Annotated in this window: 18 protein-coding genes and 1 pseudogene; 8 read left to right on the forward strand and 11 right to left on the reverse strand. The window is 70.5% G+C overall.

What is annotated here, in order from left to right:
* The first annotated feature begins 7 nt into the window (after nucleotides 1–7).
* From ACGFYV_RS30515 to ACGFYV_RS30525, 3 genes are all read left to right on the forward strand, one after another.
* Nucleotides 8–793, forward strand: a complete 786-nt coding sequence (locus tag ACGFYV_RS30515) for a class I SAM-dependent methyltransferase (protein ID WP_393881741.1) — start codon at nucleotides 8–10, stop codon at nucleotides 791–793.
* A gap of 1,091 nt (nucleotides 794–1,884) precedes the next feature.
* Nucleotides 1,885–2,994, forward strand: a complete 1,110-nt coding sequence (locus ACGFYV_RS30520) for an NlpC/P60 family protein (protein WP_393881742.1) — start codon at nucleotides 1,885–1,887, stop codon at nucleotides 2,992–2,994.
* 423 nt (nucleotides 2,995–3,417) lie between these two features.
* The gene (locus ACGFYV_RS30525; RefSeq protein WP_393881743.1) at nucleotides 3,418–4,731 is read left to right on the forward strand and encodes a PP2C family protein-serine/threonine phosphatase; all 1,314 of its coding nucleotides are present in this window, start codon (nucleotides 3,418–3,420) and stop codon (nucleotides 4,729–4,731) included.
* A gap of 221 nt (nucleotides 4,732–4,952) precedes the next feature.
* Here the strand turns inward: ACGFYV_RS30525 and ACGFYV_RS30530 are convergent, their stop codons facing one another.
* The 5 genes from ACGFYV_RS30530 to ACGFYV_RS30550 all read right to left on the reverse strand — a co-directional run bounded on the left by ACGFYV_RS30530 (nucleotide 4,953) and on the right by ACGFYV_RS30550 (nucleotide 7,937).
* Entirely contained in the window at nucleotides 4,953–5,303 is a 351-nt protein-coding gene (locus ACGFYV_RS30530; RefSeq protein ID WP_393881744.1) for a DUF2516 family protein, read from the reverse strand.
* A gap of 116 nt (nucleotides 5,304–5,419) precedes the next feature.
* A complete protein-coding gene (locus ACGFYV_RS30535; protein ID WP_393881745.1) occupies nucleotides 5,420–6,043 on the reverse strand; it encodes a hypothetical protein in 624 nt (207 codons plus the stop codon).
* Nucleotides 6,044–6,130: 87 nt separating this feature from the next.
* Nucleotides 6,131–6,709 carry a helix-turn-helix domain-containing protein gene (locus ACGFYV_RS30540; RefSeq protein ID WP_393881746.1) on the reverse strand — a complete coding sequence of 193 codons (579 nt, stop codon included), beginning with the start codon at nucleotides 6,707–6,709 and terminating at the stop codon, nucleotides 6,131–6,133.
* Between the two features lie 107 nt (nucleotides 6,710–6,816).
* Nucleotides 6,817–7,407 (reverse strand): hypothetical protein, encoded by a 591-nt coding sequence (locus ACGFYV_RS30545; RefSeq protein WP_393881747.1) that lies wholly within the window; start codon nucleotides 7,405–7,407, stop codon nucleotides 6,817–6,819.
* Nucleotides 7,404–7,937: a DUF6817 domain-containing protein gene (locus tag ACGFYV_RS30550; protein ID WP_393881808.1), complete on the reverse strand. Its 534-nt coding sequence runs from the start codon at nucleotides 7,935–7,937 to the stop codon at nucleotides 7,404–7,406. The genes ACGFYV_RS30545 and ACGFYV_RS30550 overlap by 4 nt, the downstream gene beginning before the upstream one ends.
* Before the next feature lie 278 nt (nucleotides 7,938–8,215).
* On the opposite strand from ACGFYV_RS30550, the gene ACGFYV_RS30555 reads away from it, so the two are divergent.
* The gene (locus ACGFYV_RS30555; RefSeq protein WP_393881748.1) at nucleotides 8,216–9,106 is read left to right on the forward strand and encodes a LysR family transcriptional regulator; all 891 of its coding nucleotides are present in this window, start codon (nucleotides 8,216–8,218) and stop codon (nucleotides 9,104–9,106) included.
* A gap of 62 nt (nucleotides 9,107–9,168) precedes the next feature.
* Nucleotides 9,169–9,381 carry a DUF4287 domain-containing protein gene (locus tag ACGFYV_RS30560; RefSeq protein WP_393881749.1) on the forward strand — a complete coding sequence of 71 codons (213 nt, stop codon included), beginning with the start codon at nucleotides 9,169–9,171 and terminating at the stop codon, nucleotides 9,379–9,381.
* A gap of 93 nt (nucleotides 9,382–9,474) precedes the next feature.
* On the opposite strand, the pseudogene ACGFYV_RS30565 reads toward ACGFYV_RS30560, so the two are convergent.
* Both ACGFYV_RS30565 and ACGFYV_RS30570 read right to left on the reverse strand, forming a co-directional pair.
* Nucleotides 9,475–11,087: pseudogene (locus tag ACGFYV_RS30565) on the reverse strand (phosphotransferase family protein); the annotation flags it as partial.
* Nucleotides 11,088–11,184: 97 nt separating this feature from the next.
* Nucleotides 11,185–12,243: a phosphotransferase gene (locus tag ACGFYV_RS30570; RefSeq protein ID WP_393881750.1), complete on the reverse strand. Its 1,059-nt coding sequence runs from the start codon at nucleotides 12,241–12,243 to the stop codon at nucleotides 11,185–11,187.
* Nucleotides 12,244–12,528: 285 nt separating this feature from the next.
* Here ACGFYV_RS30570 and ACGFYV_RS30575 point away from each other — a divergent pair, with 285 nt between their 5' ends.
* Nucleotides 12,529–13,269 carry an HAD family hydrolase gene (locus ACGFYV_RS30575; protein ID WP_393881751.1) on the forward strand — a complete coding sequence of 247 codons (741 nt, stop codon included), beginning with the start codon at nucleotides 12,529–12,531 and terminating at the stop codon, nucleotides 13,267–13,269.
* 22 nt (nucleotides 13,270–13,291) lie between these two features.
* A complete protein-coding gene (locus tag ACGFYV_RS30580; RefSeq protein ID WP_393881752.1) occupies nucleotides 13,292–14,326 on the forward strand; it encodes a hypothetical protein in 1,035 nt (344 codons plus the stop codon).
* On the opposite strand, the gene ACGFYV_RS30585 is transcribed toward ACGFYV_RS30580, so the two are convergent.
* The 3 genes from ACGFYV_RS30585 to ACGFYV_RS30595 are packed head-to-tail and all read right to left on the reverse strand — an operon-like array spanning nucleotide 14,310 to nucleotide 16,851.
* Nucleotides 14,310–15,191, reverse strand: coding sequence for a winged helix-turn-helix domain-containing protein (locus ACGFYV_RS30585; protein ID WP_393881753.1), 882 nt, complete (start codon nucleotides 15,189–15,191; stop codon nucleotides 14,310–14,312). The genes ACGFYV_RS30580 and ACGFYV_RS30585 overlap by 17 nt on opposite strands.
* Nucleotides 15,192–15,226: 35 nt before the next feature.
* A complete protein-coding gene (locus ACGFYV_RS30590; protein WP_393881754.1) occupies nucleotides 15,227–15,973 on the reverse strand; it encodes an HAD family hydrolase in 747 nt (248 codons plus the stop codon).
* Nucleotides 15,973–16,851 carry a winged helix-turn-helix domain-containing protein gene (locus ACGFYV_RS30595; protein WP_393881755.1) on the reverse strand — a complete coding sequence of 293 codons (879 nt, stop codon included), beginning with the start codon at nucleotides 16,849–16,851 and terminating at the stop codon, nucleotides 15,973–15,975. The genes ACGFYV_RS30590 and ACGFYV_RS30595 overlap by 1 nt, the downstream gene beginning before the upstream one ends.
* 130 nt (nucleotides 16,852–16,981) lie before the next feature.
* Between ACGFYV_RS30595 and ACGFYV_RS30600 the strand changes: the two genes are divergently transcribed.
* On the forward strand, nucleotides 16,982–17,170 hold the full coding sequence (locus tag ACGFYV_RS30600; protein ID WP_393881756.1) for a hypothetical protein: 189 nt from the start codon (nucleotides 16,982–16,984) through the stop codon (nucleotides 17,168–17,170).
* A 21-nt stretch (nucleotides 17,171–17,191) separates the two neighbouring features.
* Here ACGFYV_RS30600 and ACGFYV_RS30605 read toward each other — a convergent pair whose 3' ends face one another.
* A complete protein-coding gene (locus ACGFYV_RS30605) occupies nucleotides 17,192–18,115 on the reverse strand; it encodes a winged helix-turn-helix domain-containing protein (RefSeq protein WP_393881757.1) in 924 nt (307 codons plus the stop codon).
* Nucleotides 18,116–18,448: the final 333 nt, after the last annotated feature.

Raw genomic sequence — 18,448 nt, forward strand, 5'->3', positions numbered from 1 at the left:
CCGCGTCGTGGGAACGGTGACGCGCGGGACCACCAACCCCAACCGGCTGCGCCGCATGGACCGCTGGATCGCCGCCACGCACGGCGCCGAGCTGCGCCGCGCGGGCGACCCGGTCGCCGTCGACCTCGGGTACGGCGCCGCCCCCTGGACCGCCGTCGAGCTGCTCGGCCGGCTGCGGTCCGTCGCGCCGCACGCGCGCGTGGTCGGCGTCGAGATCGAACCGGAGCGGGTCGCCGCGGCCCGGCCGTACGCGCGCGAGGGCCTGGCCTTCCGGCACGGCGGCTTCGAGATCCCCGTCCCCGGGCGCCCGCTGCTCGTGCGCGCGGCCAACGTGCTGCGCCAGTACGACGAGGACCAGGTCGCGGCCGTGTGGGAGCGACTGTGCGCACGGCTCGCCCCGGCGGACGGCGGCTCGCGCGGCGGGCTGCTGGTCGAGGGGACGTGCGACGAGATCGGGCGGCGGCACGTGTGGGTGGCGCTCGGTCCGGCCGGCCCGCGCACGGTCACCTTCGCGACCCGGCTCGGCTCCCTGGAACGGCCCTCGGACCTGGCCGAACGGCTGCCGAAGGCGCTGATCCACCGCAACGTGCCCGGCGAGCCCGTGCACGCCTTCCTGCGCGACTTCGACCGCGCCTGGGCCGCCAACGCCCCCTATGCCTCCTACGGCGCCCGCCAACGCTGGATCCGCACGGCCCGGAACCTGCGCACCGACTGGCCGATCACAGACGGCCCGTCGCGCTGGCGCCAGGGAGAAGTGACGGTGAGGTGGGGGGCGTTGGCACCACGCGGGTGACCAGCGGTTCCCCTCGGAGGGCGGGCGGCTCGGGGAGGGCCCGCGAAGGCTCCGGCGGACCCGCGAAGGCTCCATGGAAACCCGGGGAGGGCCCGCGGAGGCCCGCGGAGAACCCGCGGTAGCACCTCGGGGGGGAACCACGGAGGGGCCACGGAAGGCTCATGGAGACCCGCAGAGGCTCCAAGGAGCCCATCGGAGAGCCTGCGGAGGGCTCGCGGAGGCGTTCGGAGGCCCGCGGAGGCCCGCGGAGGCCCTTAGAGAGGACCCGCGGTAGCACCTCGGGGGAACCCGAAGGGGTCACGGAGGATCTGTGGGAGTCGCCTTGGGCGCCCCACGGAGTCCCGTCGGGCGACCTGCGGAGCCCCGCAGAGGCCCCGAAGAGGACACGCGGAGGGAGCCACGAAGCCCACTCAGGCGACCGATGAAGCCCCTCGGACGACCCGCGGAGCCCCGCAGAGGCCCACGAGTGCCCCGCAGAGGGCCCACGGAGACCGCTCAAGTGCCCCACAGAGAACCCGCGGACGGCCCTCAGAGCACCACGGAGAACCCGCGAGTGACCCGCAAGAGGACCCACGGGTGACCGCAGAGAACCGTGGAGACCTCTCAAGTACCCCACAGGGACTCCTCGGGCGACCCTCGGAGCCCACGGAGGACCAACGGAACCCCTCCAAGTGACCCACGGGGCCCCACGGAAGCCCCACAGGTGACCCAAGGAGGACCCAGGGAGGACCCAGGGAGGACCCAGGGAGGACCCAGGGAAGGCCCATGGGAGACCGCTTGGGCGAACCGCACGGCTCCGCCCAGGTGAACTGCGCGGCCCCTCCCGGGCGAACTGCATGACCCCGCCCAGCCGAACGGAGTGACCCCGTGTGGGTGATGCGAGGGCGGAACGATCTCCGTGCGTCGTTCGTCACATCGGCGGGGAAATAGCCGTACTCGCAGGGGCGCGGGGGGACATGCACGGAAGTGGGGGTGAAGGGGGGCGCGGAAAATCCGACTTCCGCCGACCTCTGTCACTTTGCGCCGCATCGTGGCACGATCCCCCGGGCATCCGTAAGTTACTGACGGTAAATCAGCTTGGGGGCTCAGGAATGGGTACAGGCAAGCGTGGCCTGCTCGCCGCCGCCGTGACCGCGGTCTGCGCGGCGACCGTGCTGGCGGCCCCGGGCACGGCGGTCGCCGCGCCCACCCCGACCCCGACCTCAACCCCCGCCCCCACACCGCACACGCGCGCGACACGCGGCACCACCCCGACTCCCCTGCCGGACAAGGATCTGGAGAAGGTCCGCGAGAAGCTCGACAAGCTCTACCACGACGCCGCCGTGGCCACCGACGCCTACAACGCGGCCGAGGAGCAGACCGAGAAGCAGTCCGCGCAGATCGTCGAACTGGCCCGGAAGATCGTCGCAGGCCAGAAGAAGCTGGACGAGCTGAAGGACCAGGCCGGCGCCGCCGCCCGCGCCCAGTACCGCAACGGAGGCCTGCCGCCCACGGCCCAGTTCCTGCTCAGCGGCGATCCGCAGCAGTTCGCCGACGGGGCCGGGACGGTACTCAACGGCGAGCGGGCGGCCAAGAAGCTGCTCACCGAACGGACCCGCCTCCAAGAGCAGTTGCGGCGATACGCGGACGACGCCTCGGCGCAGTGGGAGAAGTTGGAGGCCAACCGCAAGCAGAAGGCCGCCGCCAAGAAGAAGATCAAGAAGCAGATCACCGCCGCCGAGAAGCTCGAGTCCCGGCTGGAGAAGAAGCAGCGGGAGCGGCTCGCCGCGCTGGAGCAGCAGTCCGCCTACGAGGCGCAGACCGCCTGGCTGGACACGGGCGTGCTCAAGGAGATCAAGAGCAAGGCCTCGGCACCGGGGAAGAAGGCGGTCGCGTTCGCCACGGCCCAGCTCGGCAAGCCCTACGTGTGGGGCGCCGAGGGCCCCGGCTCCTTCGACTGTTCCGGCCTCACCTCCCAGGCGTGGGCCAGCGCCGGCCACCCCGTCCCGCGCACCTCGCAGGAGCAGTGGAAGCAGCTCAAGCACGTCGCCGTCAAGGACATGCGCCCCGGCGACCTCATCATCTACTTCGGCGACGCCAGCCACGTCGCCATGTACGTCGGCGACGGCGCGATCATCCACGCCCCGCGCCCCGGACGGTGGGTGACCGTCGCGGGCGCGGGCTCGATGCCGATCCTGGGAGTCGTACGACCGGACGCGTAGGCCTCACCACGCGGGGGCCTCACGACACGGGGGCCCGACAACGCGGGGGCCTCACGACACGGGGGCCTCACGACGCGGGCCCCGACAACACACAGACCTCACGCCACACAGACCTCACAACACACCGGCCCCACGACACACCGGCCCCACACCGCGGACGCGCCCCACACGTGACGCACGCCATGTGACCCACTCCACCACAACACCCGCCGAAACCCGGACGGGTAGTGAGCTTCGTCATCCCCAGCCCCACGGCGTCCTGTCCAACTGCGGTACGGAAAGCGGCATATGACAGCGGCCTGCGCACGAGCGACGCGGCTCACACCATTCCATCGGGGCGGCAGGTACCGCTATGGTCACCCGTCGGTGGCCCGAGGTCCCTCGACGCCGCCGTGCCCTCGGGGGGAGGGAAGGAACCAGGAAATGCCCGTACCCGTACCGCGGCAGAGAGCGATCCCGGCCGTGGAGAGTGGTCAGGCGCAGGCCGCCTCCATGAGTGGCGGCCCCCTCAAGGAAGAGGCACACCGAGGCGCCGCGACCAACGCCACGACCGGCGCCCCTCTCACCCTGCTGCTGATAGAGGACGACCCGGCCGGCCAGCTCGTGCCCGATCTGCAGGACTCGGCCGGCCGCCCCATCCGCGTCCGTACCGCCCGCAACCTCACCGAGGCCGGGCGGCTGCTCACCGACGACGTCCACTGCATCCTGCTGGACCTCGCCCTTCCGGCCTCCGGCCGGCCCGCCGAGGCCGACGGCCCGGACGCCGACGAGCTGGCCATGCTCCGGCACGTGCTCAAGCTCGCGCCCCGGCACGCCGTGCTCGCCCTGACCGCCTCCGGCGACGCCGAGCGCGGCGCCGAGGCCGTGCGCGTGGGCGCCCAGGACTACCTGTTCCGCGACGAGCTGGACAGCCGGCTGCTGAGCCGCGCGATCCGCTACGCGGTGGAGCGGAAACGTTCCGACACCGCCGAGCGACGGCTGACCGAGAGCAGGCTGCGCGCGCAGGAGAACCGCCGCCTGGAGCGCGGTCTGCTGCCGACCCCGCTGCTGGAGGGCTCCTCGCTGCGATTCGCCGCGCGCTACCGCCCCGGCCGCTCGCGCGCCCTGCTCGGCGGCGACTTCTACGACGCGGTGCGCACCCCCGACGGCACCGTGCACGCCATGATCGGCGACGTCTGCGGCCACGGCCCGGACGAGGCCGCGCTCGGCGTGGAGCTGCGCATCGCCTGGCGGGCGCTGACGCTGGCCGGACTGTGCGGGGACGAGCTGCTGAGCACGCTCCAGGAGGTGCTGGAGCACGAGCGCTCGGACGAGGAGATCTTCGCGACGCTGTGCACGGTGGACATCGCCCCCGACGGCCGCCGCGCCGGCCTGTGCCTGGCCGGCCACCCGGCGCCGCTGATCGCCCGTCCCGGCCGGGAGGCGGAGCTGCTGCCGTACGACAAGAACGGCCCCGCCCTCGGTCTGCTCCCCGGCGCCCGCTGGCCGCGGATGCAGGTGGAACTGGGGTCCGAGTGGAGCCTGATGCTCTACACCGACGGCCTGATCGAGGGCCGCGTCGGCGCGGGCAAGGAGCGCCTGGGCCAGGACGGCATGGTCGCGATGATCCGCCGCCAGCTGGGCGAGGGCCTGCGCGGCGAGCATCTGCTGCGCGCCGCCGTGCACGAGGTCCGCGACCTCAACGGCGGCGAGCTGACGGACGACCTCGCGGTGGTCCTGCTGGACAGAACGCCGTAGGAATCCGCCCGGGGGGCCATGGGACTGGGGTTACGCAGGGCTGAGGGTTCCGCGAGGCTGAGGACTTCCCGAGGCCGGGGACTTCCCGAGGCTGGGGGCTCCGCCCGGGGGGATCCACAGGGCTGAGGGGCCCCGAGGCCAAGAGACCCCCGAGACTGAGGGACCCCCGAGGGGGACGGATCCGGACCCCCGAAGCTGAGGGCTTCGCAGGGGCCAGGGGCTCAGCGGCGGCCGTTGTACGGACCGTACGGACCGTCGCTGCTGCTTCCGCCGCGGCGGCGGCCCCAGCCGTTGCCGCCCCCGGAGGCCTGCTTGACCGCGGGACGCACGTCCACGATGTAGACGATGCTCGCGATCAGGCCCGCGATCGGCAGGATGCCGAGGATCGAGAACATCGCACTCACCACGAGCGCGAGCCCGAGGATGATCAGCCAGAACACCTTGTTCTGCTTGTCGGCCGCCCGGAAGGCGTCCTCGCGCCGGAACGCGGCGTCGACGAGCCCGAACGCGGCCAGCGCCATGAGGACGATCTTCAAGATCCCCATGAACCCCGCGAAGCCCAACATCAGCATGCTGCCCACCGCCCGCTGTCTCCCGACCGACCGTACGCCGTCACCGTACCCGTTACCCGTACAACGGGCCGGGCACCCCAAGGGTGCCCGGCCCGTTCACACCTCGTCGCCCACGCTCACTTGGCCGGCGGGGTCGTCTTCTTCACGGGGGTGGCCTTGCGGGCGGCCGGGGCCTTCTTCGCCACGGGCTTCTTCGCCGCCGCGGACTCCGTCCCGGCGGACGCCTCGGCCACGGCCGGCTTCGGCTCCTCCTTGACGACGACCGGCTTGACGACGGCCGGCTCGGGCTTGCCCTCGACGACGATCGCGAAGTCCTCGATGTCCTCGGCGGCGTCGCCGCGCCACTGCTTCACGGCCTGCTCGCCGTGCTCGGCGACCTTCTCGTACGTCTCACGGGCCTTGACGGCGTACTCGGCGGCGACGCCGACACCCCGCAGCGCGAGGTCCTGAGCCGTCTCGCCGAACTTCTTCAGGTCGACGTCGAGGGTCCCGATGAACTCGTTGACCTTGGTCTGCAGGACCTCCTGCGCCTCCTTGGCGCGGGCGGCGGCCTTCTCCTGCACGGCCTTCGGGTCGGTGGTGCGCACCTTCTCGATCCGGGCCGGGGCCTCGGTGCGCAGCTGCTCGACCAGGGCGGGCACCTTCTTGGCCTGCTGGAGGGCGAGGTCGGCGGTGCCGGCGGCGAAGTAGAACGGGGTCGGGTCGCTGAAGGTCTTGCGCAGGTCGTCGCTGATGGCCATGGTGGTGGTCCTCCCGGATTCGCGTTCGGCTGAGGTTCGTGTGGTCCGCGGTACGGCGACCGGTGGCTGACTTGTCGAGGGCCCGCCTCAACCCGTCGCCCGCCGCGGACCGGCGTCACCGCCGGCCTTACGGCTCCCGCGTACGGCGGTGTCGCCGTGGTCTTCGGTGTCGCTCGGATCGCTCCCGGTGTCCGTGCCCGGACCGTCGAGGTCACCCGGTGCGCCACTGCCGCCGGGCGTCCCCTCCGCGTCCCCCGTACCGCCCCCCGTACCGCCGCCGCTCGCGTGCTGCGGCTCGCCGGTCCCGAACCCGTTCTCCTTGCGGAAGGACTCGTAGATCTGGAGCAGCACCTGCTTCTGCCGCTCGTTCAGCGAGGGATCGGCGAGGATGACGGCACGGGTCGCGCCTTCGCGGACGCGGTCCTCGCCGTCGCGTTCGGCGTCGAGGATGCCGGCGCGGACGTACAGCGTCTCGGCGGAGATGCGCAGCGCCTTGGCGACCTGCTGGAGCACCTCCGCGCTCGGCTTGCGCAGCCCGCGCTCGATCTGGCTCAGGTACGGATTGGACACCCCGGCGGCATCGGCGAGCTGCCGCAGCGACAGCTGTGCGTTGCGCCGCTGCTCGCGCAGGTACTCACCGAGATTGCCGACGTTGAGCGATGCCATGCCTCCACCATGCCTCACCCTTGCTAACAATTGCAAGCACCCCGCTTGCAAAAGTGCGTCATCCCGCGGGGAACCCGCGTCCTCTCGTGCGACGTCCCGCCGTCCGCTCAGTCGGTGAAGTGGAGCTCAGGCCGGGTCCAGAGGGTGAGGTCGCTGCTGGTGGCGATGGCCAGGGTCAGGCCGGAGGGGGAGAAGCCGGCTGTGCGGAGTTCTGAGTGCTCGGAGTGGAGGATGTGCCACCACGTCCCTCCCGCCGGGCCTTTGTGGGAGCCGCCGTCGGTGGAGAGGATGACGCGGTCGTGGGGCCACTCGGGGGTGACGACGTCCAGGGTCCAGCCGTCCGGTGTGGTGCTGTGCAGGCCGCCGCCGAAGAGCCCCGCTATGCGTACCGGGGTGCCCCCGATCGGGCCGAGGCCGGGGCAGGTGAGGTCCGGGTGGGCGTCGGGGGTGCTCGTGTCGGGGTCCGGGTCCCGGTCGCGGGCGATCTTCTCGCCGGTGACCGCGTCGAAGAGTCCGTGGCCGTCGCTGGACACGACCATGACGAGGTCGTGGCCGTCGCCCGGGTGGGCGGCGAATCCGATACCGAGGAGGCCCCCGATGGGCCTGCGATCCAGCACCGGCTGCCAGGGCTCGGGGGCCGGTATGACGGTGGCGGCGAGGTAGCGCTCCCGCAGCTTCTGCTGGTGCTCCGTGATCAACTCGTCTCCTCTCGGCTCCTCGGTGCGTGGGTGAGCACCGTACGGCAGTCCGACCAGGCCGGGGGGCTCAGCAGGGGGCGGAGGCGGGTGAAGAGGGTGAGGAGTTCGGGTCCCCAGGTCGCGCGGAAGGCGGGGTCGACGCGGGCGAGGTCGAGTTCGTTGGCGGCGGAGAGTTCGGCGAAGTCGCGGCGCAGGTGCGGGTCGGGGACGTGAGCGCGGGCGGTGAAGCGGTCGTGGAAGGGCGCGGCAGGGTCCGCGAGGGCCGGGTAGGTGGCCTTCCGGTCGCACGAGGCGTAGAGGTACACGATCGCTTCGGCCTCGGCGCCGATCACCGCCGCGAGTTCGGGGTGGCGGTCCAGGGGCAGCAGGGCGGTGGGAAAGCCGTCGGTGCCGTAGGCCGCGTGGCACAGGCCCGCGAGCTGGAGGGTGGGGCGGGCGCCCCATGCGGCGAGTTGTTCCCGGACGCGCTGGAGGTGCACGAGAAGGGTGCCGCCCGGGTGAGCGATGTCCGCGGCGCCGAGTTCGCGCAGGAGGGCGACAGCCTGGCCGGCGGCGGGAGGGGAAGCCGGAGGACGGGAAGCAGGGGGACGGGAAGCAGCGGGAGGGGAAGCAGCGGGAGGGGGAGCGGACACAAGGCGGTTCCTTCCGTCGCTCGGGTCGGCACCCGTCCGTCCCTCCGCCCGGGTCCGGACCCCGCGGAGGCGCCGGACGGGTTGCCGCCCTGGGCCCTGCGCTGATCATCCCCAGGAGCGACTACCCCGGTCAATCCTATGGATTCCTAGGAACACCCAAGCTATAGCTTGGAGTTATGACGTTGGACGACCTCCGTGTCTTCGTGGCCGTGTGCCGGGCCGGCAGCCTCAGCGCCGTCGCCCGCGAGCTGGCCTGCACCCAGTCCGCGGTCAGCCAGCACGTGAAGCGGCTGGAACGGGAGACCGGGGTGAGCCTCCTGGAACGCCGGGCCCGAGGCGTCGTACCCACCCACGCGGGACGTGTCCTCAGGGACGCCGCCGCCGACGGCATCGCCGGTCTGGATCTGGCCCTGCGGCGCCTGGGAGACCTGGTCAGCGGCGACAGCGGCTCGGTGCGCGTGACCACGGGCGGGACGACCGTACGGCACTTCATGGCCGAGGGCGTCGTCGCCTTCCGGCAGCGCTATCCGAAGGTGAACCTGGAGTTCCAGACCGAGACCTCCAGCCGGAGCTGCTTCGACGCCCTCGTCGCCGGCAACCTGGACCTCGCCTGGGTCACCATCGGCAGCCCCGTGCGCGGCATCGAGCAGCGCACCGTCGTCGACCTGCCCTGGGTGCTGGCCGTCCGCGCCGACGACCCGCTCGCCGCCCGGACCCGCGTCGGCGTGGCCGACCTCGCCGGCATCAGCCTCATCCGGCTGCCGCAGAACTCCACCTCGGGCGCCCTCCTCGACACGGCCCTCGCCGGGCTGGGCGTCCGCAGCAGCTCCGACACCAGCGTGGCCGACTGGGACACCGCCGTCCTGCTGGCCGAACTCGGCCTCGGCCACGCCGTCGTCCCCGCCCTGCCCGGCCGGCCGGTACCCGGCGACGACAGCCCGCTCCGCCTCATCCCCGTCCCCGACCTGCCACCGCTCCCGGTCGGCTGGGCCGTACGCCGCTGGGACGCCCTCGCTCCGCTCGCCCGGACCTTCGCCGATACGGTCGCCGGCATCTGCGCGGCGTGAGTACTGTCTGGTTCCAGTCCGACGTCACACCATCAGTTCCCGCGATCACAGGAGACCGCCGCATGACCTCACCCGTGAAGGGCCCCGCCAGCTACTTCCCCGCGATCGAGAAGAAGTACGGCCGTCCCGTCGCGGAGTGGAAGGACCTCGTCCGCGCCTCGGAACTGACCAAGCACATGGAGCTCGTGGCCTGGCTCAAGGCCGAACACGGGCTGGGCCACGGCCACGCCAACGCCCTCGTCGCGCACACCCTGGCAGAGGACAGCGGGAAGTAGCCCCCACCCCCGCCAGGGCACCGCACGACAGCCCCACGACAACCCGCCCGGCTCATCTGGCCAGTTCGGCCGGCTCGTCCAGGCGGGTCAATGGCTCTCGCCGAGCGCCAGCACCCGGGGCGCGGCCACGTCCGCACCGGACCGCTCGATCGCGGCGAGGACGGCGTGCTCGCTGAGGAAGCTGCGCTCGCGCCGGGGGACCGCCGCGACCTTGCGGCGGATCACCACGGGGAAGGCGACACCGGGCACCTGGAGCACCGAGTTCAGGTGCACGGTGCCCTTGAACACCCGGTCGGCCGGTGCCGCGCCCTCCAGCAGCAGCGCGTCCCGGACGGCGGCGTGCGGGAACTCGGGGTGCTCCGGGACGCGTCCGTCCGGCTTCCAGTCGATCACCCGGGCGCCCGGGACACGCCGGCCGCCGCCGCGCCTGTCACCGCTGCCGCGCTGGTCACCGCTGCCGCTCCGGTCGTCGCTGCCGTGCCGGTCACCGCCACCGCGCGAATCACCGCTGCCGCACCGATCCACGGCACCGCCCCGGTCACCGCCGCCGTGCCGCTCCGGAGCACCCGGCCGTGCGGAGACCCAGCGGAGCAGGATCCGCTCGATCTCCCGCTCCCCCGGCACATGCGGGAGCCGCAGTGGCTCCGCGCCCGCCTCCAGGGCACCGCGGACCCGGGCCGTCGCCTCGCCCAGGCTCTCGTCGTCGACGTACTCCTCCAGGGACTGCGCGGCCCGCATCACGTCGGGGTACACGGACTGGGCCCGCTCGAAGGCGACGTAGTGCCGCAGATCCCGGGCCACGCCGTTGACGGCCGCGGGCCGGACCTCGCGCATGGCGCGCACCCAGGCCTCGACGACCTCGTCCCACTGGTGGTCCGGGTAGTGCATCCGCACGAGGTGGGTGGCGAGGTCGTGCAGCGGGTCGCCGTAGGTGGCCAGCTCCCAGTCGACGCAGATCAGGGGAGGGGCGCCGCCGTACGACATGATCAGGTTGTCGCGGTGCAGGTCGCCGTGGAGCAGGCTGTACGGGCGCCGGGACATCGGCGGCACCCGTTCGGCCAGCCGGACCAAGGCGTCCTCGGGGATGCCGAGCGCGGCGAACAGGCCGCCGAAGCACGCCCGGTTGGCCCTGCGGATCTGCAGGTCGGCCATGTGGGCGAGGGCCTGCAGGAAGCCCTGGCTGTCGGTGTAGTTCTGGGGCCACAGGGACGGCAGGGGCGGCAGCGCGGCGTCACCGCGCACCTGGGCGCTCTCCGCGAGCAGGCCCGCGAGTTCTCTTATCAGCAGGCCGTCCACGGGTTTGCCGTCGCCGCAGACGCTGGAGAGCGGCACGCCTTCCACATAGCTGTGGATGGCGAACCCGTCGCCCTCGGCCAGGCATTCGGGCACATACGACAGGACGCCTTGAGGGCCCGCAGGATGGCGGCCTCGTTCTGCCAGGTGCGGATCACCACGGGCAGCACGCCACGGCGCGGCACCCGCACGGTCACGGAAGTGCCCGCCTCCAGCCCGAGCAGCCGGGCCACCGGCTCGGTCAGCGGGAGCACGTGGTTCTGATTGTGGAAACCCCCGCTCGCCTCCCCTGTCCGAGTGGCCTGCTCAACAAACTCCCGCCACACGGCGTACGGCCATGTGCGGCAGACGTCGCCCGGCGCGCTGCTACTGCGGTCCCCGCCCCGGGGGCGTGGAACAGAGAGTGCAGCCATCGGCCGCTCCAGTGTCACGTTGAGGACGGGCGGACACCATACGGCCGCCACACGAGAGCCCCCGACCGCTACAACAGGTGTACCAGAGCCCCGTTCATCAGCAGTCCGATTCCCCCGGTCCGGTGCCGTACTCATGACACCAGCGCGTCAGTGCCGCCGCGATCCGGTCCGGGCCGGGGACAAGACCGAGGCCCAGCGGTACCGCGGCGTCGGACAGGATCCCGTGGAGCCTGAACGCGGCCGAATCCAGTTGTTCGGGTCCGGCGCCGGAAACCGTGTCCAGCAGCAGTGCGGTCCGGATCCCATCGGTGAAGACGGACTGTGCCTTCTTGTAGGCCATGAGCCGGCCCAGATCGTGTCGCCAGCCGTGGGAGCTGCCGGGACGGATCTTCTCGACGGCCCTGCCCCACCGTTCAGCCATGATGCGGGCCTGCCGGTCCGGGTAACGCATGAGGTGGATATGAGTGGCCAGGTCATACAACGGGTCGCCGACCATCGCGAGTTCCCAGTCGATGGTCCACAGGCGCTGTTCGGCGTCGATGATGAAGTTCTCGCGATGCAAATCCGCATGGAGGAGGCAGAACGGTCGTTCGCTCAGCCCGGAGAGGTGCTTGCGCAAGTACTCAAACGAACCTCGGTCAACTCCGAGTTCGAGGAAGAACCGCTCGAATCTCTCCCTGTTGTGTTCGTACACCCGGTGCTCGGTGAAATGAACAAGCCTCTCCAGGAATCCCTCGGTGTCGCCGTCATCCGGACGGTCCCGCCTCTCGCACCTTCGTTTGACCGTGAGCGTGGCGGGAGCGACGGCGAGCAACTGCCTGAACACATCGATGATCTGGTCGCAAAACACCTCCGGAACGGCCTCGCCAGCCTTGTGGAGGTCCCCCAGCGTCTGCCCCTCGATGAAACGCTGCAGCCCCAGGCCGTCGACTTCGACGATCTCCGGAATGCCGCGGATCCTGCCGTCCAGAACCCGCAGCAAGTGCTCTTCCGACTCGAAGCAGCGCCGGTCGAACCACAGCAGATCGGCTCGCGGCTCGCGGCACTTCCACCGTCCGGGGCGCCGCCGGCCCACCTCACCGGGCAGCGGAAAAACGTACGTCTCATGGTGATACCCGTGGAGCGGGCCCTCGACGGCACTCTCGTCGCCGCTCATCTCGACCGCATACAGTCGAGCAATCGAAGATGCTTCGGGGGACATTGCCCGTTTCTCTCGCCTTGGACCCTTGCGAGGGGTACTGAAGTGGCAGCACGGTACTCCCCTTACAGGCGTGTGACGTACCTGAGCCGCCGGTTCCTCGAAGCCGGTCGCTCCCGGCGGCGATCCAACGCACACGTGTGCCCGCACGCGTGCGACCGCGTCGGCTCGTGCCCTTGCCCGCGATGCTGGCAGCGCGGCCCGCTGTGGTCCACACTGACTCGTGACGGCAGGAGGAGGCCCATGGGTGGCGCCCACGACCAACACACGATGCTCCAGCGCCTGCTGCGCGGAGTGGATGCCGTGCTGTTCGACTTCGACGGGCCGGTCACCGATCTGTTCCGGGACGAGTCGACCGCACCCGTCGCCCAGGAGATCAAGGATGCTGTCCGAAGGATATGGGGCCCGCTGGACCCCGACGTCGAGGAGTGCGACGACTCCCACGGCGTCCTCCGCCGCCTGAGAGACATGTTCGACCGGCCCTCCATCGCCCACCGCGACCTCCGCGGTCTCAGCACGGCCGAGGCCATCGTCACCCGTTACGAGTACAAGGCCGTCGAAGCCGCCAAGCCGGTCCATGGCCTCGTACCCCTCATCGACGCCCTGCTCCGACTCGACTTGCGGCTGGTGATCGTCAGCAACAACTCGGACGGTCCGGTCTGGGAGTTCCTCAAGAACTGGCAGATGCCGTCCAAGTTCGACCATGTGGTGGGGCGCGATCCAGAGGAACTGCGGCACCTGAAGCCGGACCCGTACTCCGTGCACTGCGCCCTGCGACACCTGGAACTGCCGGCCGAACGTACCCTGCTCATCGGCGACCAGCTCACCGACCTCCAAGCGGCCCGAGAGGCCGGGACCCTCTTCCTCGGACACACTCCCTCGGTGCTCCACGCCCAGGAGATGACACGCCGCGGCGCGGACGGGGTCGTGGACTCCCACACTCCGCTCCGCCAGGCCGCCCAGACCCTGCACAACCTCAACTGACCAGTTCCACACCCCTGTTGGTGTGCACCTGACCCGTGCGGGGCATCATCATCCCCCTCACACCACGGCGCGCACGGGGGTTTGTGTGTCATTTCGCAGTCCGGGCGACAACGGTCCCAACAGACTCGAACTCCTCCGGACCACGCTGAGCGGGTGGAAGCCGCGCATCGTGCGGTGGCTGCTCGGCCTGGTCGCGCTGCTCGGCGTCGCCGCCGAGGTCATCGATCCGCTGGGCGACGCCTTGAAGGGGCAGCAACTACTAGGTGGCTCGTTCGCCGCACTGATGGCACTCATCCTCTTCGACGCCATCGGCGAGTCCGAGCCCAAGGAGGTGTCGGGCGTCCATGTCTTCGCAAAGGAGGACGAGCTGCATGCCGCGTTCCGTGAGGCGTTCACGTCGCGCGTCGTGCGGATCGACTTCTCCGGCTTCACCATGCAGACACTGCTCGCCGCGCTCCGGGCACCGCTGGAGACGATGGCCGACAACGAAGTGCACACCGTCGAGCTGAAGTTGTACATCATCATCGCTCATACGAACCTGCCGATGGGCCTTCCGGGCGGCCTCGCCGAGGTCCCCGGAAGCAGTGAGTCCGGGCACAGAATGTATTACTTCCGCGACGGCCCGGAGAACCGGGAGCGCATGCGGGACCGCTTCACCACGGAGAACTGGAACACGTTGAGGGAGTGGCTGGAAGCCGTACATCGAAGAAATCCACGGATCATCATTTCCTGCGAGATCCGGGAGTCACCACAAATACCCGAGCGGAAGCTTTACATCCTCAACCAGGAGACCGTCTTCTCCACGCCGTACGGCATCAAGCACAGAGAAATCGAGTGGAAGGAAAAAACCCACCAGATCCTGGACGCCGAGGGCTATGCCCCGCTCTACGGTCGAGCCCGCTACGTCGGCTGGGACCTGCGTTCCACGGCACTTTCGACCAGGCAGATAGCCGAACATCACATGGAATGCCACCGCAATCTCTGGGAGAAACTGGCCGACATCAAGCCTGAGTACCCGGTCATCACGGACCCCCTGTGGGCTACGTCTCATCGCTGAGAAGTTCCCAGACCGCCTCGAACCACGCCGTCATGCTCGCGACGAACGTCGAGCCGGGCGAGTCCGGGCGGCCGGTGTCGCGCACGTGGTGGGTGAGCGTGGCACCGAGTCCCAGGACGTCCACCGCCTCGACCACCTCGCCGCTGTCCAGCACCACCGGGCGCCTGATCGGTATGTAGGGGCCGTGCAGCACCTCGGCGCCGTTGATGACGTACAGCTTGAACGCCGGGGTGAGCGGGGCGCGGCGGAACTCGTACTCCACGGAGGGCACCAGCTTCTCGGTGCGCAGTTCGCCGAGGACCTTGTGGAGGGAGGCGGTGTGGCGCTCGGTGATCTCCCGCAGCCGCTCCTGCAGGACCTCGTCGTCCTTGGAGTCCACGCCCCGGGGATAGGGCAGGAAGCCGGTCTCGGACGGGAGCACCATGCGCAGGGCGATCCGCTGCGGCGCGATGGCGCCGGCCCGGATCCGCTCCGCCTGGGCATGGATGTGGATGTCCAGACTCTCGGAGGTCAGTGTGTAGATGTCCAGCGTCACCTCGCTCTGCTCGAACGCCTCCCCGATCAGTGGTCCCAGGGTCATGGGATGACGGGAGCGCGAGGCGCGCGGGGTGGAGGAGTGGATGTGCCGGCTCTTGACGACGCGTGAGCCCTGGCCCTGGCGGGACTCGATCCACCCTTCTCCGCGCAGTTCCCGCAGTACCCGCTGGACGGTGTCCCGGGAGACGCCGAACTCCGTGGCGAGCTCGTTCTGGGACGGCAGGAAGGTGCCGAGCGGATAGCCGCCGTCGGCGATCCGCACCCGCAACTCCTCCGCGATCCGCCGGAACTCGACGCCGCCTGACTCGTCCTTCCGGTTGTCCGTCACACGGCGTACCTACCCACATGCCGCCGACACCAGCCTCACCGACCGCGCAGTGCCCGCAGCAGTGGTTCGAGGGTCGGTACGACGTGTTCGGCTCCGGCATCGTGCAAGGGCTTGGCCTTGCGTTCGTTGCGCGCGTAGCCGAGGAAGGGGACGCGGGCCTCACGTGCGGCTTCGAGGTCCGAGGGAGTGTCGCCGATCATCAGGGCGGCCGTAGGGGCGGCGCCCATCGCGTTGAGGGCGCGGTTGAGGCAGTGCGGGTGCGGTTTGAGGTGGTGCAGGTCCTGGGTGCGGCCGTAGATGTGGGGGGTGAAGCACCCCGTCAGGCCGCGGTCTTCGAGGTAGGCGCGGACCACGCGCGGGGAGTTGTTGGTGGCGATGGCGAGCCGGGAGCCGACCGCCGTCCAGGTGCGTATCAGGGGGTCGGCCCAGGCGGTGGGCATCGCGGAGGTCGCGGCGCGCAGCTCCTCGTGGGTGAGGCGCTCCTCCAGCTCGGCCACGAGGTCGCTGCCGGGGTGTCTGCGGTCGACGGCGCGCAGCACGACGTGCGGGTCGAGCGACTCCCGTTCCTCCTCGCTGAGCAGTCCGTGCAGCCCTCGGCCTTCGAGCCAGTCCACCAGCTCGTTCGCCACCCGTTCCGCCGAATGTCCTGCGAACAGACGGCAGATCGGCCCGTCGAAGTCCCACAGGACCACGCGGACGTGACTGATCAGTTCCAGGAGGCTCTCGCTCGCGTGCGCGCCGCCGGCCCCCGCCGGTCCCGTCTTCGTCGTCTCAGAAGTCACTAGGAGAGTGTCAGGTCCGTGGTGATGGTTTCCCAGAGGGCGTCGAACCACTTCTGGGACTGCTGCACGAACGCCGCGTCCCGTCGCCCGGCCCGCATCTCGAAGGAGAACAGCATGGATTCGGAGCCGAGGGTGTCGAACATCTCCAGCGTTCCGCCGTCCGTCGGTTCCTCGCGCCGGCTGACCAGGTAGTACGCGTACAGCGCCTCCACGCCGTTGAGCAGGTACAGCTTGGCGGGCGGGGTGAACGGCAGGGCCCGGAAGGTGACCTGTACGTCGATGTCGTGGGTGGAGCGCAGGGCCTGGAGGTTGTACTGCAGGACCTGGCCCTGGGCGTTGCGCATCGCCAGCCAGCGCTGGTGCACGAGGTCGTCGTCCTCGTGCCGGGAGTCGACCGAGACCGGGAAGGCGAGGTTGATGTCCCGGGACGGCAGCAGGATGCGGGCGTCGATCCGCTCGGGGCGGATGCGGCCCTCGTGGATCATGCGCAGCGGTTCGCCGAGCGCGGGGATCAGGCTCTGCGCGGTCAGGCACACGGCGTCGATACGGACGTGCGGCGCGCAGAACGCCTCGGTCAGCCGGGGGGCGAGGGCCACCATCGTCGGCTGGGGCTCGTCCAGCGCGGGGGCGCGTTCGGCGATCCGCGGCGGGCTGCCCTTGCTGACGTCGCTGAGCAGGCCGTCCTCGTGCAGTGCGCGCAGGGCCTGGCGGACGGCACCGCGTTCCACGCCGAACTCGTCGGCCAGCTCGGCCTGGGTGGGCAGGCGCTCGCCCGCCACGAGGTCGCCGCTGCGGATCCGCTCGCGCAGGGTGTCGGCGATCTCCTGGGGCGTGAGCCTTCTGCCGTTCACAGCCACGTTCTCCTGGGTCACGACCAAACGCTACAACCTCTATCCATCTACGGGGAGTTGTTCCAAAGCTGTTTGTAAGTAGGGGCCAAGTGGGGACAACTAAATCAGAGTTGGTTGCCAACTTGGTCGAGTTGGCAGACCGGAAGGGGGAACCAACATGCCTGTCCTCGCCCTCGCCAGCGCACTCTTCGTCGTCGGCTTCGAGCAGCTCGTCCAGCTGAGGTTCGGCGCGGCCGGCATCGTCGGCCTGCTCCTGTTCTCCGTCGGCATCAAGGCCAAGAGCCCGGCGGTCAGCTCCGCCGGCGCCGTCCTGCTCGCGGTGCTCCTCGCCGGGCCGGTCCTGTGAAGGTGCGCCGGGACCGAGCCTTCAGGGCGTCAGCACCAGGTCCGAACTGATCGTCTCCCACAGCGCGTTGAACCACAGGTGGGACTGCTCCACGAAGGTGGTGTCCCGCAGGCCCGCGCCCGCGCCCTGCTGGAAGGGGAACAGCATGGACCGGGTGCCCTCGGCGTCGTACAGCTGCAGGTGCTCCTGCTCGATCTCCCGCTCGCGGCGCGTCAGCGTGTAGAAGGCGAACAGCGCCTCGGCCCCGTTGATCAGGTACAGCTTGACCGGCGGGGTGAACGGCAGCGCACGGAACGAGACGTGTACGTCGATGCCGTGCGTGGTGCGCAGGGCCAGGAGGTTGTTGCGCAGCACCTGGCCCTGGGCGTTGCGCTGGGCCAGCCAGCGCCGGTGCAGCAGCGCGCCGTCGGCGCCGTCCGCCGGGGCCGGGAAGGCGAGGTCGATGTCCCGGCTGGGCAGCAGCAGCCGTACGTCGATCTTGGCCGGTTTCAGCCATCCTGCGTGGATCTGCCGCAGTGGCTCGCCGATCGCCAGGGTGAGCGAGACCGAGGTGAGGCACAGCGCGTCTATCTCGACGTGCGGGGCGGCGAAGGCCGCGGCGACGCGGGGCGCGAGGCCCACCATGGTGGGCTGCGGGGCGGCGGCGGGGCCGGCCGGGAACCGGCCCGGGAGCGGCGGCACGGCCACGGTGGCGGGGCTGCCCTTGGACACGTTGGCGAGCAGATGCTCGGACTGCAGGATGCGCAGCGCCTCGCGTACGGCTCCGCGCTCGACGCCGAACTCGTCGGCGAGCCTGGCCTGGGTCGGCAGGCGCTGGCCCGGCCGCAGCGCACCGGACCTGATCCGGGTGCGCAGGGCGTCGGCCACCTCGCGGTGTGACGCGCGTGACCGCTGTGATCGCTGTGACCTCTGTTGCCCTTCCACGGGGGCGTGTTCCGGGTCCACACAGAAACACTACAACTTCCCGCCATCTTCTGGCAGTTCGCGGGAAGGTGGTTATAAGACGGGCCCAAGCGGAATAAGTACTGTGGAGTTGGTCGCCAACTTCGCACAACATGGTCGAGCTTTTCAGTGGTTGGCCGACCGGGCTCCCTTCCGGAGGGGAGCCGGGAGCCCGGACAGGGGGCGGCCACCGAAGCGCAACAGCCACGACGCACCAGCCCGCACAGCCACAACTGAACACCGGCATCGCACCGTCACAACTGAACACGGCAGCGCACAGCCACAACTGAACACGGGGCACGACTGAACAGCACGACTCAACAGCACGACTGAACA

It is taken from the genome of Streptomyces sp. NPDC048297, assembly GCF_043201585.1.
Taxonomy (GTDB): Bacteria; Actinomycetota; Actinomycetes; order Streptomycetales; family Streptomycetaceae; genus Streptomyces.

Bases quoted from the DNA above. Each gene is read 5' to 3' on its own strand.
- ACGFYV_RS30520 (WP_393881742.1), top strand. From the start codon at position 1,885: ATGGGTACAGGCAAGCGTGGCCTGCTCGCCGCCGCCGTGACCGCGGTC.
- ACGFYV_RS30525 (WP_393881743.1), top strand. From the start codon at position 3,418: ATGCCCGTACCCGTACCGCGGCAGAGAGCGATCCCGGCCGTGGAGAGT.
- ACGFYV_RS30530 (WP_393881744.1), bottom strand. From the start codon at position 5,303: ATGCTGATGTTGGGCTTCGCGGGGTTCATGGGGATCTTGAAGATCGTC.
- ACGFYV_RS30535 (WP_393881745.1), bottom strand. From the start codon at position 6,043: ATGGCCATCAGCGACGACCTGCGCAAGACCTTCAGCGACCCGACCCCG.
- ACGFYV_RS30540 (WP_393881746.1), bottom strand. From the start codon at position 6,709: ATGGCATCGCTCAACGTCGGCAATCTCGGTGAGTACCTGCGCGAGCAG.
- ACGFYV_RS30555 (WP_393881748.1), top strand. From the start codon at position 8,216: ATGACGTTGGACGACCTCCGTGTCTTCGTGGCCGTGTGCCGGGCCGGC.
- ACGFYV_RS30560 (WP_393881749.1), top strand. From the start codon at position 9,169: ATGACCTCACCCGTGAAGGGCCCCGCCAGCTACTTCCCCGCGATCGAG.
- ACGFYV_RS30570 (WP_393881750.1), bottom strand. From the start codon at position 12,243: ATGAGCGGCGACGAGAGTGCCGTCGAGGGCCCGCTCCACGGGTATCAC.
- ACGFYV_RS30575 (WP_393881751.1), top strand. From the start codon at position 12,529: ATGGGTGGCGCCCACGACCAACACACGATGCTCCAGCGCCTGCTGCGC.
- ACGFYV_RS30600 (WP_393881756.1), top strand. From the start codon at position 16,982: ATGCCTGTCCTCGCCCTCGCCAGCGCACTCTTCGTCGTCGGCTTCGAG.